This is a genomic window from Teichococcus aerophilus, assembly GCF_014490485.1.
GTDB classification, from domain to species: domain Bacteria; phylum Pseudomonadota; class Alphaproteobacteria; order Acetobacterales; family Acetobacteraceae; genus Pseudoroseomonas; species Pseudoroseomonas aerophila.
In genome coordinates, this window is record NZ_JACTVA010000080.1 from 1 (window position 1) to 14,766 (window position 14,766).

General features: G+C 70.5%; 12 protein-coding genes and 1 pseudogene. All 13 read left to right on the plus strand.

Annotated features, from left to right (window positions below; translation table 11 throughout):
- Window positions 1–253 (plus strand): annotated as a pseudogene (locus IBL26_RS23870) (hypothetical protein); the annotation flags it as partial.
- Window positions 254–257: 4 nt separating this feature from the next.
- A complete protein-coding gene (locus IBL26_RS23875; RefSeq protein ID WP_187787019.1) occupies window positions 258–1,724 on the plus strand; it encodes a UDP-N-acetylmuramoyl-L-alanyl-D-glutamate--2,6-diaminopimelate ligase in 1,467 nt (488 codons plus the stop codon).
- Window positions 1,721–3,091, plus strand: a complete 1,371-nt coding sequence (locus IBL26_RS23880) for a UDP-N-acetylmuramoyl-tripeptide--D-alanyl-D-alanine ligase (protein WP_187787020.1) — start codon at window positions 1,721–1,723, stop codon at window positions 3,089–3,091. Before IBL26_RS23875 ends, IBL26_RS23880 begins: the two co-directional genes overlap by 4 nt.
- Complete coding sequence (gene mraY / locus IBL26_RS23885; RefSeq protein WP_187787021.1) at window positions 3,088–4,176, plus strand: phospho-N-acetylmuramoyl-pentapeptide-transferase; 1,089 nt, start codon at window positions 3,088–3,090, stop codon at window positions 4,174–4,176. The genes IBL26_RS23880 and mraY overlap by 4 nt, the downstream gene beginning before the upstream one ends.
- Window positions 4,176–5,546 carry a UDP-N-acetylmuramoyl-L-alanine--D-glutamate ligase gene (gene murD, locus IBL26_RS23890; RefSeq protein WP_187787022.1) on the plus strand — a complete coding sequence of 457 codons (1,371 nt, stop codon included), beginning with the start codon at window positions 4,176–4,178 and terminating at the stop codon, window positions 5,544–5,546. Before mraY ends, murD begins: the two co-directional genes overlap by 1 nt.
- Window positions 5,546–6,673, plus strand: a complete 1,128-nt coding sequence (locus IBL26_RS23895; protein WP_187787023.1) for an FtsW/RodA/SpoVE family cell cycle protein — start codon at window positions 5,546–5,548, stop codon at window positions 6,671–6,673. The genes murD and IBL26_RS23895 overlap by 1 nt, the downstream gene beginning before the upstream one ends.
- Window positions 6,670–7,782: an undecaprenyldiphospho-muramoylpentapeptide beta-N-acetylglucosaminyltransferase gene (murG, locus tag IBL26_RS23900; protein ID WP_187787024.1), complete on the plus strand. Its 1,113-nt coding sequence runs from the start codon at window positions 6,670–6,672 to the stop codon at window positions 7,780–7,782. Before IBL26_RS23895 ends, murG begins: the two co-directional genes overlap by 4 nt.
- A 6-nt stretch (window positions 7,783–7,788) precedes the next feature.
- Window positions 7,789–9,222 carry a UDP-N-acetylmuramate--L-alanine ligase gene (gene murC / locus IBL26_RS23905; protein WP_187787025.1) on the plus strand — a complete coding sequence of 478 codons (1,434 nt, stop codon included), beginning with the start codon at window positions 7,789–7,791 and terminating at the stop codon, window positions 9,220–9,222.
- 8 nt (window positions 9,223–9,230) lie between these two features.
- A complete protein-coding gene (gene murB, locus IBL26_RS23910) occupies window positions 9,231–10,127 on the plus strand; it encodes a UDP-N-acetylmuramate dehydrogenase (protein WP_241749715.1) in 897 nt (298 codons plus the stop codon).
- A complete protein-coding gene (locus IBL26_RS23915; protein ID WP_187787027.1) occupies window positions 10,124–11,038 on the plus strand; it encodes a D-alanine--D-alanine ligase in 915 nt (304 codons plus the stop codon). Before murB ends, IBL26_RS23915 begins: the two co-directional genes overlap by 4 nt.
- Window positions 11,028–11,936 (plus strand): cell division protein FtsQ/DivIB, encoded by a 909-nt coding sequence (locus IBL26_RS23920; protein WP_241749716.1) that lies wholly within the window; start codon window positions 11,028–11,030, stop codon window positions 11,934–11,936. The genes IBL26_RS23915 and IBL26_RS23920 overlap by 11 nt, the downstream gene beginning before the upstream one ends.
- Entirely contained in the window at window positions 11,933–13,222 is a 1,290-nt protein-coding gene (ftsA, locus tag IBL26_RS23925; protein WP_187787028.1) for a cell division protein FtsA, read from the plus strand. The genes IBL26_RS23920 and ftsA overlap by 4 nt, the downstream gene beginning before the upstream one ends.
- A 61-nt stretch (window positions 13,223–13,283) precedes the next feature.
- A partial coding sequence (ftsZ, locus tag IBL26_RS23930) for a cell division protein FtsZ (RefSeq protein WP_187787029.1) occupies window positions 13,284–14,766 on the plus strand: 1,483 nt, incomplete at its 3' end.

Sequence of the window (14,766 nt, forward strand, 5' to 3'; positions counted from 1 at the left end):
CACCCCGCGCACCACCGCGCCGGGCGTCTCGCCCGCCAGCACCACGCGGCCGGCGGCCCCGGCCACGCCGCGCACCACCGCGCCCAGCACGCCGCCGACCCATACACTGCAGCCGCCAGGCTACCGCCCGCAGCCCATCCCCTCCACGCCGGGTGCCCTGCCGGCGCCGGTGCCGCTGCGCCTCACCTCCCTCTCGCCGCAGGTCGCCGCCAATCTGGCGCGTGAGGCGGGCACGAACTTTGCGCCTCGATAACATCATGCGGCACGCCCCTTCCCTCCACCTCTCGCAGGTCGGCCAGGGTCCGCAGGCCCTCGGCTCGCAGATCCTGGGCCTGACGGCGGATAGCCGCGCGGTACGGCCGGGCTTCCTGTTCGCCGCCCTGCCGGGCGCGCGGGCGGATGGGCGTGAATTCATTGCCGAGGCCGTGGCGCGCGGCGCCGGGGCCATCCTGGCGCCGGAAGGTACCGACTGGCCCGCCGGCGTGCCGCCCCGGCCGTTGCTGACCGCCGCCGATGCCCGCCGGGCGCTGGCGCAGATGGCCGCCGGCTTCTACGGCGCGCAGCCGAACACGGTGGCCGCCGTCACCGGCACCAACGGCAAGACCAGCACGGTCGATTTCCTCCGTCAGCTCTGGGCGCTGGCGGGCAAGCGCGCCGCCTCGCTCGGCACGCTGGGGCTGAAGGCACCGGATTTCCCCGAGACGCCCTCCCTCACCACGCCGGACCCGGTGAAGCTGCACGAGACGATGGCCGAGCTGGCCCGTGCCCGCGTGACCCATGCGGCGCTGGAGGCCTCCTCCCACGGGCTGGAGCAGCGGCGGCTGGACGGGCTGCGGCTGTCCGCCGGCGGCTTCAGCAACCTGACGCGGGACCATCTGGACTACCACGGCGACATGGCCGGCTATGCCAGCGCCAAGCTGCGGCTGTTCGACACGTTGCTGGAGCCCGGCGCCGCCGCCGTGGCCAGCGCCGACATGGATGCCGCCGTGCTGGCGCAGTTGCGCAGCATCGCCGTGAAGCGCGGCCTGCGGCTGCATACGGTGGGCGAGGCCGGCGATTCCATCCGCCTGCTGCGGCAGGAACCGCGGCCGGATGGCCAGCTGCTGTCGCTGGACATGTTCGGCCACCGCTCCATGGTGGCGCTGCCGCTGCCGGGGCGCTTCCAGGCGGACAATGTGATGCTGGCCGCCGCCATGGCCGTTGCCACCGGCATGGCAGCCGACCAGGTGCTGGCGCTGCTGCCGCGCCTGACCGGCGTGCGCGGCCGGATGGAACTGGCCGGGCGGCTGGACAACGGCGCCGCCGTCTATGTCGACTACGCCCACACGCCGGATGCGCTGGAGCGGCTGTTGACCGCGCTGCGCCCGCACGCCACGGGCCGCCTGCATGTGCTGTTCGGCGCCGGCGGGGACCGTGACCCCGGCAAGCGGCCGCTGATGGGCGAGGTCGCGTCCCGCTTGGCTGACCGTGCCATCGTGACCGACGACAACCCGCGCAGCGAGGACCCGGCCGCGATCCGCGCCGCCGTGCGCGCCGGCATGAGCCATGGCGAGGATGTGGGCGACCGCGCCGCCGCCATCGCCCATGCCATCGAGGGGCTGGGCGCGGGCGACGTGCTGGCGGTGGCCGGCAAGGGGCATGAGAGCGGCCAGACCATCGCTGGCGTCACCTTGCCGTTCGACGATGTCGAGGCCGTGCGACGGGTGCTGGGCCTCCCGCTATGACCACGCCGCTCTGGACCGCGACCGAGCTGCGCGACGCCACCGGCGGAGCGCTGGCCGGAGAGCCCGTCGTCACGGGCATCGCCATCGACAGCCGGGCCGTGCAGCCCGGCGACCTGTTCGTGGCCCTGCGCGACGTGCGGGATGGACACGACTTCGTGCCGGCAGCTTTCGCCAGCGGTGCCGCCGTGGCGATGATCGACCGGGACGCACCGGGCGGCGAGACACTGCGCGTGGCAGATACGCTGGCCGGGCTGGCCGCGCTGGGCGGCGCCGGGCGGGCGCGCAGCAGCGCGCGCATCGCCGCCATCACCGGCAGCGTCGGCAAGACCACCACCAAGGACATGTTGCGGCACGGGCTGGGCAGCTTCGGCGCCACCCATGCCGCCGTGGCCAGCTACAACAACCATTGGGGCCTGCCGCTGACGCTGGCGCGCATGCCGCGCGGCACCGAATACGGCGTGCTGGAAATCGGCATGAATCACCGGGGGGAGATCGCCCCCCTCGCCCGGCTGGCGCAGCCGCATGTGGTGGCCATCACACAGATCGGCGCCGCCCATATCGGCCATCTCGGCTCGCTGGAAGAAATCGCGGCGGAGAAGGCGGATATCCTGGAAGGGCTTTCCGCCGGCGGCGTCGCCGTGCTGCCGCGCGATGGCTTCTTCGACGGCATCGCCGCCCGCGCGCGCGGCCTGGGTGCCAGCGTCATCGGCGTGGGCGAGGATGCGGGCGCGGATGCGCGCCTGGTCTCGGCCGAGTGCGGGCCGCTTTCCTCCACCGCCGAGGTCATGCTGCATAGTCAGGCGCTGCGCCTTTCCATCGGCGCGCCGGGGCGGCACCTGGTGCTGAATGCCCTGACGGCGCTGGCCACCGCAGCCGCCCTTGGCGTCGATGCGGCGCGATTCGCCGCGTCACTGTCCAGCTTCCGCCCGGGCGCCGGGCGCGGGGCCCGCGTGCCCTTCGCCGTTCCGGGTGGCGAGGCACTGCTGCTCGACGAAAGCTATAACGGCCAGCCGCCGGCCATGCGCGCCGCGCTCGCCGTTCTGGGCACGCAACAGGCAGCCCGGCGCCTCGCCGTTCTGGGCGATATGCGTGAACTTGGCGATTTCGGCCCCGCGCTGCACGAGGGTCTGCTGCCCGACGTGGTCGGCAATGCCGACCTCGTCTTCTGCTGCGGTGCACAGATGCGTCGGCTATACGACGCGCTGCCCGAGGCCCTGCGCGGCGCCCATGCCGAAACGAGCGAGGAACTGGCCCCGCTGGTACGGAATGCCGTGCGGCCGGGCGATGTTGTGTTGGTTAAAGGCTCGCTCGGCACCCGCATGGCGGCGGTGGTCGGCGCCCTGAAGTCCCAAGGGGCGCATCCATGATTTTCAATTTGCTCTCGCCGCTTTCGGACGAGTTCATCCTCTTCAACCTGTTCCGCTACGTCACCTTCCGCTCCGGTGCCGCCTGCATGACGGCGCTGTTCATCAGCCTGTTCTGCGGCCCCGCCGTGATCCGTTGGCTGCGCAGCTTCCAGAACGGCGGCCAGCCGATCCGCGCCGACGGGCCGGAAGGCCACCTGCTGACCAAGAAGGGCACGCCCACCATGGGCGGCGTGCTGATCCTGCTGGGCATGGTGCCCTCCACCCTGCTGTGGGCCGATCTGCGCAACGGCTTCGTCTGGGCTGTGCTGATGGTGACGCTGGCCTATGGCGCGCTGGGCTTCTGGGACGACTGGCTGAAGGTCACCAAGCGCAACACCAAGGGCGTGTCCGGCAAGGCCAAGCTGGTGGTGCAGGCGGGCGTCGGGCTGATCGCGGCCATCTGGATCACCTCGATGCTGCCGGGCCACATGGCCTTCAAGCTGGGCATCCCGTTCCTGAAGGACACCATGCTGAATTTCGGCATGCTGTTCCCCATCGTCGCCATGCTGGTGATGATGGGCGCGTCCAACGCCGTGAACCTGACGGATGGGCTGGACGGGCTGGCAACGGTGCCGGTGATGCTGGCCGCCGCCGTCTTCGCGCTGATCGCCTACCTCGTCGGCAACCGCGTCTTCGCCGACTACCTGCAGCTGAACGGCGTGCCGGGCACGGCGGAGCTGGCGGTGTTCCTCGCGGCCCTTGTGGGCGCGGGGCTGGGCTTCCTGTGGTTCAACGCGCCGCCGGCGGCGGTGTTCATGGGCGATACGGGCAGCCTTTCCCTCGGCGGCGCGCTGGGCGCGGTAGCCGTGGCGACGAAGCATGAGATCGTGCTGGCCATCGTCGGCGGGCTGTTCGTGGTGGAGACGGTGTCCGTCATCATCCAGGTCTTCTGGTTCAAGCGGACCGGGCGCCGGGTGTTCCTGATGGCGCCGCTGCACCACCATTTCGAAAAGAAGGGCTGGGCCGAGCCGACCATCGTGATCCGCTTCTGGATCATCGCGATGATCCTGGCGCTGGTCGGCCTCTCGACGCTGAAGATCCGCTGATGAAGCAGAACTTCCTCCCCTTTTCCGGCCAGCGTTTCGCCGTGGTGGGGCTCGGCCGTGCCGGGCTGCCCTCCGCGCGCCGCCTGGTGGAATGGGGGGCGGAGGTTCTCTGCTGGGATGACGGGGCGGCCGCCCGCGCCGCCGCCGCCGAGGCCGGGCTGAAGGTGGGGGACCCGGCGCTGGTGCCGGGCTTCCCGTTCGATGCGCTGCTGCTCTCCCCCGGCATTCCGCACATCCTGCCGCGCGTGCACCCGGCGGCGGCGGCGGCACGCGCCGCCAGCGTGCCGGTGCTGTGCGATTCCGAATTGCTGTTCCGCGCCGTGCGCGCCTGGCCCAGCCGGGCGCGCTTCGTCGGCATCACCGGCACCAACGGCAAGTCCACCACCACGGCGCTGGTGCACCACCTGCTGAAGCGGGCGGGGCGCGCGGTGGAAGTCGGCGGCAATCTGGGCCCGGCCGCGCTGGGCCTGCGCCTGCTGGGCGACGACGGCGTGTATGTGCTGGAAATGTCCAGCTACATGCTGGAGCGGCTGGCGACGCTGCGCTTCGATGTCGGCGTCGTGCTAAACCTGTCGCCGGACCACCTCGACCGGCATGGCGACATGGATGGCTATGCCGCCGCCAAGCTGCACGTGTTCGACCGGCAGGAAGCGGGCGACCTTGCCGTCATCGGCATGGACGACGCATCCGGCGCACGTTTCGCTGCGGGGCGGGCCGGCACGGTGGTGCCCATTTCCGGCCACACGCCGCAACAGGGCGGCGTCTGGGCCGAGGGGCGCATCCTGCGCGACGGTACCGGCATCATCGCCGACCTTGATACGGCGCGCGCCCTGCCCGGCAGCCACAATGCGCAGAACGCCGCCGCCGCCGCCGCGGTTGCGCTGCATCTGGGCCTGACGCGGGCGGAGATCGCCGCCGGCATCGCCGACTTCCCCGGCCTGCCACACCGGCAGGAAGCGGTGGGCAGCATTGATGGCATCGCCTTCGTCAATGACAGCAAGGCCACCAACGCCGACAGCACCGAACGCGCACTGGCCAGCTACGACCGTGTCGTGCTGATCGCCGGCGGGGTGCCGAAGGAAGGCGGGCTGGCACCGTTGGCGAAGCTGTTCCCCCGCATCGCCCATGCCGTGCTGATCGGCCAGGCGGCACCGGATTTCGCCGCGACGCTCGCGGCCCACGGCGTGGCGCATGAGGTAGCCGGCACGCTGCAGGCCGCGATCCCCGCCGCCCTCGCCGCCGCGCGCGGGACCGGGACCCGGGTGGTCCTGCTCTCCCCCGCCTGCGCCAGCTTCGACCAGTTCAGCGGCTTCGACGCCCGCGGCGACGCCTTCCGTGCCCAAGTCACCAGCATGATGGAAACCGTGTGATGGCCCTTTCACGCGCAGATACCTCTGTCCTCGGCCGCTGGTGGTGGACGGTGGATCGCTGGACGCTCGCGGCGCTGCTGGCGCTGGTGGGCTTCGGCTATGTCATGCTGCTGGCGGCCTCGCCCGGCGTGGCGGAGCGCATCGGCGCCTCCTCCCGCGACATGTTCGTGCTGAAGCAGGTGTTCTTCCTGGCGGCGGCGGTGGGCGTCATCGTCGTCATCTCCGTCATGCCGATGAAGATGGTGCGGCGGCTGGCACTGCTGGGCTGCGTCGTCGCGCTGCTGATGACGATGGCAACGCTCTCGATCGGCGTGGAGATCAAGGGCGCGCGGCGCTGGCTGCACCTGCCAGGCATGACCTTGCAGCCCTCCGAATTCATGAAGCCCTGCTTCGCCGTGGTCGCCGCCTGGCTGCTGGCGGAGGGCAAGAACTATGGCTGGCGCGCCTATGCCGCCGCCGGCGTGCTGTTCCTGCTGATCGTCGGCACGCTGGCGAAGCAGCCGGACATGGGCATGCTGATGGTCGTCGCCTCGGTGTTCTTCGCGCAGCTCTTCGTCGTCGGCATCAACATGGTGTTCGTGGTCGGGCTCGGCGTGGCGGGCGTGCTGGGTGGCGTCGGCGCCTACCTGGTCATGCCGCATTTCCGGGACCGCTTCGACCGCTTCCTCGACCCCGCCTCCGGCGACACCTACCAGGTGACGGTGGCGATGGAGGCCTTCGGCCATGGCGGGCTGCTGGGCGTAGGCCCCGGCGAGGGCCGGCTGAAGGCGATGCTGCCGGATGCGCATGCCGACTTCGTCTACGCCGTCGCGGGCGAGGAATTCGGCATGATGATCTGCCTGCTGATCCTCGGCATCTTCGGCTTCATCGTGCTGCGCGGCATGCTGCGCCTGCTGGGCGAGCGGGACATGTTCATCATCCTCGGCGCCACCGGGCTGCTGACGCAGTTCGGCCTGCAGGCCTTCATCAACATGGCCTCGGCGCTGCACCTGATCCCGACCAAGGGCATGACGCTGCCCTTCGTCTCCTATGGCGGTTCCTCGGTCATCGCCGTGGCGCTGGGGATGGGCATGTTGCTGGCGCTGACGCGGCGACGAATCTCGCGCGCCGCGCAGGACGAGGAATGACACGTCCGATCGTCATCGCCGCCGGTGGTACTGGCGGACACTTCTTCCCCGCCGAGGCCCTCGCGGCGGAATTGCTGCGCCGTGGCCACCGCATCGTGCTGATGACGGATGCGCGCAGCGCCGATTACGGCAGCGCCGTCTTCGCCGATGCGGAGCGTTTCGTGCTGCAAGGCGCCGGGCTGGCCGGGCGTGGCGTGGTGAAGGCGGCCAAGGGTGCCACGGCGCTGCTGGCCGGCACCGCGCGCGCGCGCAAGTTGCTGCTGCGGCTGAAGCCGCAGGCGGTGGTCGGCTTCGGCGGCTATCCGTCCGTGCCGCCGCTGCTGGCGGCGCGCACCATCTCCAGCAACCAGCGCCCCGCCACCATCCTGCACGAGCAGAACGCGGTGCTCGGCCGTGCCAACCGCCTGCTCTCGCGCGGCGCGGATACGCTGGCGCTGGCCTTCGCCAACACCCAACGGGTGCCGGAGAGCGCGGACAGCGTCGTCGTCGGCAATCCGGTGCGGCCGGCGGTCGCCGCCCTGGCCGGCCAGGGCTTCGTGCAGCCGCAGGGGTCCGTGCGCCTGCTGGTGCTGGGCGGCAGCCTGGGCGCGCGCGTGTTCTCGGACATCGTGCCGGCGGCGGTGGCCGAGTTGCCGCCGATGCTGCGGCAGCGGCTTTCCATCGTGCAGCAATGCCGGACGGAAGATCTGCCGCGCGTCCGCGCCGCCTATGAAGCGCTGCATATCCCGGCCGAGCTCTCGCCCTTCTTCGGCGATGTCGCCGGGCTGTATTCCACCGCGCACCTGGTCATCGCCCGCGCCGGTGCCTCGACCGTGGCGGAGCTGGCCTGCGCCGGGCGCGGCAGCCTGCTGGTGCCGCTGCCGGGTGCCATCGACGACCACCAATCCGCCAATGCCCGCGCGCTGGCCGCGACCGGCGCGGCGCAGGTGTTGCCGCAGGCGGAATTCACCACCACCAACCTGGCCGCGACGCTGGAAGATCTGTTGGAAACCCCGGATGCGCTGGCCACCGCCGCCCGCGCCGCCGCTGCTCTGGCTGCCCCGCAGGCCGCCGCTACTCTTGCCGACCTCGTACTCTCGCGCGCCGCGGCGCGTGGCTTTCAGGAATAATCTGCCATGCGTGCGCTGCCGCTGAACATCGGGCCCATCCACTTCGTCGGCATCGGCGGCATCGGCATGTCCGGCATTGCCGAGGTGCTGCACAACCTCGGCTACACGGTGCAGGGCAGCGACATCTCCGAGGGCTACAATATCGAGCGGCTGCGCACCGCCGGCATCAACGTGATGATCGGGCATGACGCGGCCAATCTCGGCAAGGCGCAGGTCATCGTCACCTCCACCGCAGTGAAGCGGGACAACCCGGAAGTCGCCGCCGCGCGCGCCCGGCTGATTCCGGTGGTGCGGCGGGCCGAGATGCTGGCGGAGCTGATGCGTCTCAAATGGGGCATTGCCATCGGCGGCACCCATGGCAAGACCACCACCACCTCGCTGGTCGCCTGCGTGCTGGAAGCGGCCAAGCTGGACCCGACCGTCATCAACGGCGGCATCATCAACGCCTACGGCACCAATACCCGCCTGGGCGAAGGCGAGTGGATGGTAGTGGAGGCGGATGAGAGCGACGGCTCCTTCCTGCGCCTCCCCGCCGTCGCCGCCGTGGTGACCAACATGGATGCGGAGCACCTGGACCATTGGGGCACCGAGGAGGCGATGAAGCAGGGCTACGCCCAGTTCGTCGGCAACATTCCCTTCTATGGCTTCGCCGTGCTGTGCGCCGACCACCCGAACGTGCAGGCGATGATCCCCAACATCGACCGCCGCATGATCACCTACGGTTTCTCGCAACAGGCGGATGTGCGGGCCGAGCGCCTGATCACCGACCGCATGGGTGCGACGTTCGAGGTGACGGTGCATGACCGCGGCACCGGCCGCACCCGCCAGCTGAAGCCGATGCGCCTGCCGATGCTGGGCCAGCACAACGTGCAGAACGCGCTGGCCGCCATCGCCGTCGGCATCGAGATGGATATCGACGAGGGCACCATCCGTTCCGCCCTGGCCGGCTTCAAGGGCGTGAAGCGCCGCTTCACCCGCGTCGGTGAGTCCAACGGCATCCAGGTGATCGACGATTACGGCCACCATCCGGTCGAGATCGCCGCCGTGCTGAAGGCGGCGCGGCAGGCGGGGGCGCGGGACGTGATCGCCGTGGTGCAGCCGCACCGCTATTCCCGACTGAAGCAGCTGTTCGAGGAATTCTGCCAGTGCATGAACGATGCGGGCACCGTCATCGTCGCTGACGTCTATGCAGCGGGCGAGCAGAAGATCGAGGGTTTCGACCGCGACGCGCTGGTGGATGGGCTGCGCAGCCATGGCCACCGCAGCGTCGTGCCGCTGCCTGGGCCGGACAGCCTGCCGGAGATGATCAACGCCATCGCCAAGCCGGGCGACTACGTCGTCTGCCTCGGCGCCGGCAGCATCACCAACTGGGCGCAGTCCCTGCCCGAGAAGCTGACCGAGTTGCAGCCGCGCGGCCGCGCCGCCGGGGGCAAGAGATGAAGCCGGGCATGGCAACATCGCCCACCCTGCCACCGCTACGCGGCCGCGTGCAGCAGGGTGCCATGCTGGCACCCACCACCTGGTTCCGCGTCGGCGGCCCGGCCGACTGGCTGGTGCGGCCGGCCGACCTGGATGACCTGCTTTTGCTGTTGCGGGACAAGCCGGCGGCGCTGCCGCTGGTGACGATCGGCGCGGCCTCCAACCTGCTGGTGCGGGATGGCGGCGTGCGCGGCATCGTGCTGAAGCTGGCGCGGGGCTTCGCCGACATCGTGGTGGAAGCAGACGGCATCGTCGCCGGCGCCGCCGCGCTGGATGCGACGGTGGCCGAGCATGCCGCATCCGCCGGGCTGGGCGGGCTGGCGTTTCTCTCTGGCATTCCGGGCAGCATCGGCGGCGCCGTGGCGATGAATGCCGGCGCCTACGGTGCCGAGGTGAAGGACGTGCTGGACTGGGCGGAGATCGCGACGCCCACCGGGCTGGTGCGGCTGGCGGCGGATGAGCTGGGCTTTTCCTACCGCCGTGCGCGGCTGCCGGAAGGCGGCGTCGTCGTCCGCGCACGCTTCCGCGCCATGCCGGGCGACGCCGCGGCGATTGCCGAGCAGATGCGCGCCATCCGCACCGCGCGGGAAGAAACCCAGCCGGTGCGAGCACGGACCGGCGGCTCTACCTTCAAGAATCCGGATGGCCACAAGGCCTGGGCGCTGATCGACGCCGCCGGCGGCCGCGGGCTGCGCCGCGGCGAGGCGCAGGTGTCCGAGAAGCATTGCAACTTCCTGCTCAACCTAGGCGGCGCCAGCGCCGCCGACCTGGAAGGGCTGGGCGAGGACGTACGGGAAAAGGTGCACGCGATGTCCGGCATGGCCCTGGAATGGGAAATCAAGCGGATCGGCGAGGTGCTGCCATGACCCGCCGCGTCGCCGTGCTGCATGGCGGCATCTCCGCCGAGCGCGAGGTCTCGCTCGCCACCGGCCAGCAGGTCATCCCGGCACTGCGCCAAGCGGGGTTCGAGGTGATTCCGGTCGAGGTGACGCAGGACCTGCCGGCGCTGATCGCGTCTCTGCAGGAAGCGAAGCCGGACGTGGTGTTCAACGCGCTGCACGGCCGCTTCGGCGAGGATGGCTGCGTGCAGGGCGTGCTGGACTGGCTGGCCCTGCCCTACACGCATTCCGGCGTGCGCGCGTCTTCCATGGCGATGGACAAGCACGCAGCCAAGGCGGTGTTCGCCGCCGCTGGCCTGCCGCTGGCCGCGCACCGCATCGTCTCGCCCGAGGAGTTGGAGGCCGAGGACCCGCTGCCGCGCCCCTACGTGGTGAAGCCAGTGAACGAAGGTTCCTCCGTCGGTGTCGAGATCCTGCGCGAAGGCGACAACCGCCGTGGCGACATCGCCCGCAACTGGACCTTCGGCCCGCAGATCATGGCGGAGGAGTTCATCCCCGGCCGCGAGCTGACCGTGGCGGTGATGGGCGGCGAGGCCTTGGCGGTCACCGAGATCGGCACCGGCCACGCCTTCTACGACTACGACGCCAAATACGCCGATGGCGGCAGCCAGCACACGATCCCGGCGGTGGTGCCGGAAGAAATCGCACTGGAAGCCAAGCGAATCGCCTTGCAGGCGCATGAAGCACTGGGTTGCCGTGGTGTATCGCGCGCGGATCTGCGCTATGACGACGAGGCCGGCCGCGTCGTGCTGCTGGAAGTGAATACGCAGCCCGGCATGACGCGCACCAGCCTGGTGCCGGAGCAGGCCGCGTATCGCGGCATCGACTTCTCCGCGCTCTGCGCCTGGATGGTACAGGAGGCACGCCATGGCCCGTAGCCCGACATCTCTCCGCGCCGAGGGTCGGACGCGCCTGGCCTCCGAGAGCACGCGGCCGAAGGCCCCTGCCCCGCAGCGCCCCAGCAGCATCCGCCTCTGGCTACGCCGCCGCCGCCCCTTGCTGCGGCCGATGATGTTCGGCGTGCTGGGCCTTGGCGCGGTCGGCATCTGCGGCATCGCCGTGGCGGCGCTGGAGCCGGCCGGGCGTTTCTCCTGGGTCAATGAAGGCGTGGCCGAAATCGGCGCGCGCGCCGGGCTGACCGTGCAGGAAATCGTCGTGCGCGGGCAGCACAACACGCCGCGCGAACTGATCCGTGCCGCCATCGGCATCCGCAACGGCGACCCCCTGCTGGCCTTCTCGCCAGAAGCGGCGCGGCAGCGGCTGGAGAGCATTGCCTGGATCGAGAGCGCGGAAGTGCAGCGCAACCTCTCCGGCAACATCACCGTGGATATCCACGAGCGCCGGCCCTTCGCCATCTGGCAGCACCAGAATGATTTCGCCGTGGTGGACCGTGAGGGCCGCGTCGTCTCCGCCGACACGCTGGATGCCTTCGGGCCGCTGCCGCTGCTGGTCGGCGTCGGCGCGCAGAAGAGCGGCGCCGCGGTGTACGACCTGCTGGCCCGCTCGCCGGAGGTGCAGCAGCGCACGCAGGCCTTGATCTTCGTCAGCCAGCGCCGCTGGAATCTGCGCCTGCACAACGGCACCGACGTGCTGCTGCCCGAGGGGCATGAGGACGCGGCCATCGCCCGCCTGGCGGAGTTGCAGCGCACGCAAGCGTTGCTGGACCGCCCGCTGGTCAGCATCGACATGCGCCTGCCGGATCGCCTTGTGGTGCGCCAGCAGCCGCAGCCCGAAGCGCCGCCCGTCAACCACGCGCGTGGCCGGGGGCGCGGATGAGCCGTATCGGCCGCCCCACCACCCCCACCGATGCCCCGGCGCTGAAGCGCAAGCGCGCGCGCAGCGGGCCCTATGGCGTGCTGGATATCGGCAGCACCAAGGTGGTCTGCCTGGTCGGCAAGGTGGAGAGCGACGGCCAGCCACGCGTGCTCGGCTATGGCTGGCAGCGCGCCCGTGGCGTCAAGGGCGGCAACATCGTCGATATGCAGGAGGCGGAGCACGCCATCCGCGCCGCCGTTGCGCAGGCGGAGGAGATGGCGGACCTCAAGCTCTCCGGCGTCATCGTCAATCTTTCCTGCGGCCAGCCGGCCTCGCGGCTGATGAACATCCAGTGGCCGATCGGCGGCCGCGCCGTGACGGAATCCGACCTGCGCGCCGTGCTCGGCGAAGGCCGCCGCCGGTCCTATGAAGAAGGGCGGGAGACGGTGCACGCCGCCACGCTCGGCTTCACCATCGATTCCACGCCCGGCGTCGATGATCCGCGCGGCATGATGTGCGAAACCCTCGGCGCGCGGCTGCATCTGGTCGATGCATCTTCCGCCGCGCTGCGCAATCTCGGCCTCTGCCTCTCCGCCTGCGACCTGGAAGTGGAGGAGCTGGTCAGCGCCCCCTTCGCCGCCGCATTGGCCGTGCTGGTCGAGGATGAGAAGCAGCTCGGCGCCACGGTCATCGACATGGGCGGCGGCACCACCGGTCTCGCGGTGTATGGCGAGGGCCATCTGCTGCACACCGCGCAGCTGCCGGTAGGCGGCTGGCAGGTGACGAACGACCTCGCCCGCGGTCTTGCCACGCCGCTGGGGCAGGCCGAGCGGGTGAAGACCCTGCACGGCAGCTGCCTGGAAGGCGGCGATGACGGCAAGGAAATGATTTCCGTGCCGCAGGTGGGTGAGGACGACGACCATCTGGCGCAGGTTCCGCGCGCCACCGTCGTCAGCATCATCAGGCCACGCCTGGAAGAAACGCTGGAATTGCTGCGCGACCGGCTGGAAGGCGCGTTGCTGGAACGCGAGGCCGGCGCGCGCATCGTCCTGACCGGCGGCGCCAGCCAACTGGTCGGCGTGCAGCAACTTGCCGCGCGCATTCTTGATAAACCCGTTCGAATCGGCAGACCACAACCTGTCCAAGGTCTGCCAGAATCAGCACTCGGCCCCGATTTCGCCACAACCCTGGGGCTTCTGCACTGGGGTGCCGGCGAAGGACGCCCATTACTGGACCTCGATCCCGGCGCGGATCGCAGTGGTGGACGATTTCTTCGCTTCGTTAACTGGCTTCGAGACCGCGTCTGATGCAATCTAGCACCCGCCCGATTCGCCCTATGCCAGAACACGCCTGAGGAGACATGCTGCCATGACGCTGAACCTGACCATCCCGCGCCAGCAGCACACGGATTTCAGTCCGCGCATCACCGTCGTTGGTGTTGGTGGCGCGGGCTGCAACGCCGTGAACAACATGATCGCCATGGGGCTCGACGGAGTCGAGTTCCTGGTGGCCAACACCGACGCCCAGGCGCTGGTCCATAGCCGCGCGGAACGCCGCGTGCAGCTTGGCCCGCACCTGACGCAGGGCCTGGGCGCCGGCGCGAAGCCGGAGATCGGGCGCGCGGCGGCGGAGGAGGCGACGGAGGATCTGGCGCGTCACCTCGAAGGCATGCACATGGTGTTCATCACCTGCGGCATGGGCGGCGGCACGGGCACGGGCGCGGCCCCGGTGATTGCGCGCATGGCGCGCGAGCGTGGCATCCTGACCCTGGGCGTCGTGACCAAGCCCTTCGACTTCGAGGGCCCGAAGCGCCGCCGCGCGGCGGATGCCGGTCTCGAGGAGCTGCAGAGCTACGTCGATACGCTGATCGTCATTCCCAACCAGAACCTCTTCCGCAAGGCGAACGAGCGGACGACCTTCGCCGAAGCCTTCAAGATGGCCGACGACGTCCTGTACATGGGCGTGCGCGGCGTGACCGACCTGATGGTCAACCCTGGCCTGGTGAATTTGGACTTCGCCGACATCCGCACCGTGATGGCGGAAATGGGCAAGGCCATGATGGGCACCGGCGAGGGCGAGGGCGACGACCGCGCCGTGAAGGCCGCCGAGGCCGCGATCAGCAACCCGCTGCTCGAGGACACCTCGATGATGGGCGCCAAGGGCGTGCTCATCAACATCACCGGCGGCTTCGACATGACGCTGTTCGAGGTCGACGAGGCTGCGAACCGTATCCGCCGCGAGGTGGATGAGGACGCGAATATCATCTTCGGTTCCTCGGTCGACGAGGACATGAATGGCCGCATCCGCGTCTCGGTGGTCGCCACCGGTATAGACGCTATGCCCGAAGTGCAGGCCGAGCGCCCGAAGCTGGTCTCCATTGGTGGCGCTGGCGCCGTGAACGCCGTCTCCGGTACGCATGTGCCGCAGCAGGCCCCGCAGCAGCGCAGCGTGATGGGTGCGCCCGTGGCACCGCGCCCGGCCGTGGCGCAGACCGCCGCATCCCTGGCCGGCCCGGTGCGCGTGCCTGTCGGCCCGATGGCGGGTGCCCCCCGCCGCCCGGCTGGCATGGCGCCTTCCGCCCCCACCCCCGCGGTGCAGGCCGGCTTCGCCGAGCAGCAGGATACGGTCGATTACGGCGCGCCCTCGCCTGAGGACATGCCAGCCGGCATGGTGGCGCAGCAGGCGGCCGAGCCGCAGTTCCGCGCCAGCCAGCCCGCTGGCCGCCCGGCCGTCTCCGCGCCGCCGCCGTCCGAGAGCGGTTCGATCGGCACGTTGTTCCGCCGCGCCACCGGCCTGATGCGCCGCACGCTGCCGCCCGAGGCCGAAGCACCGGCTCCGGCCGCGCCGCGCG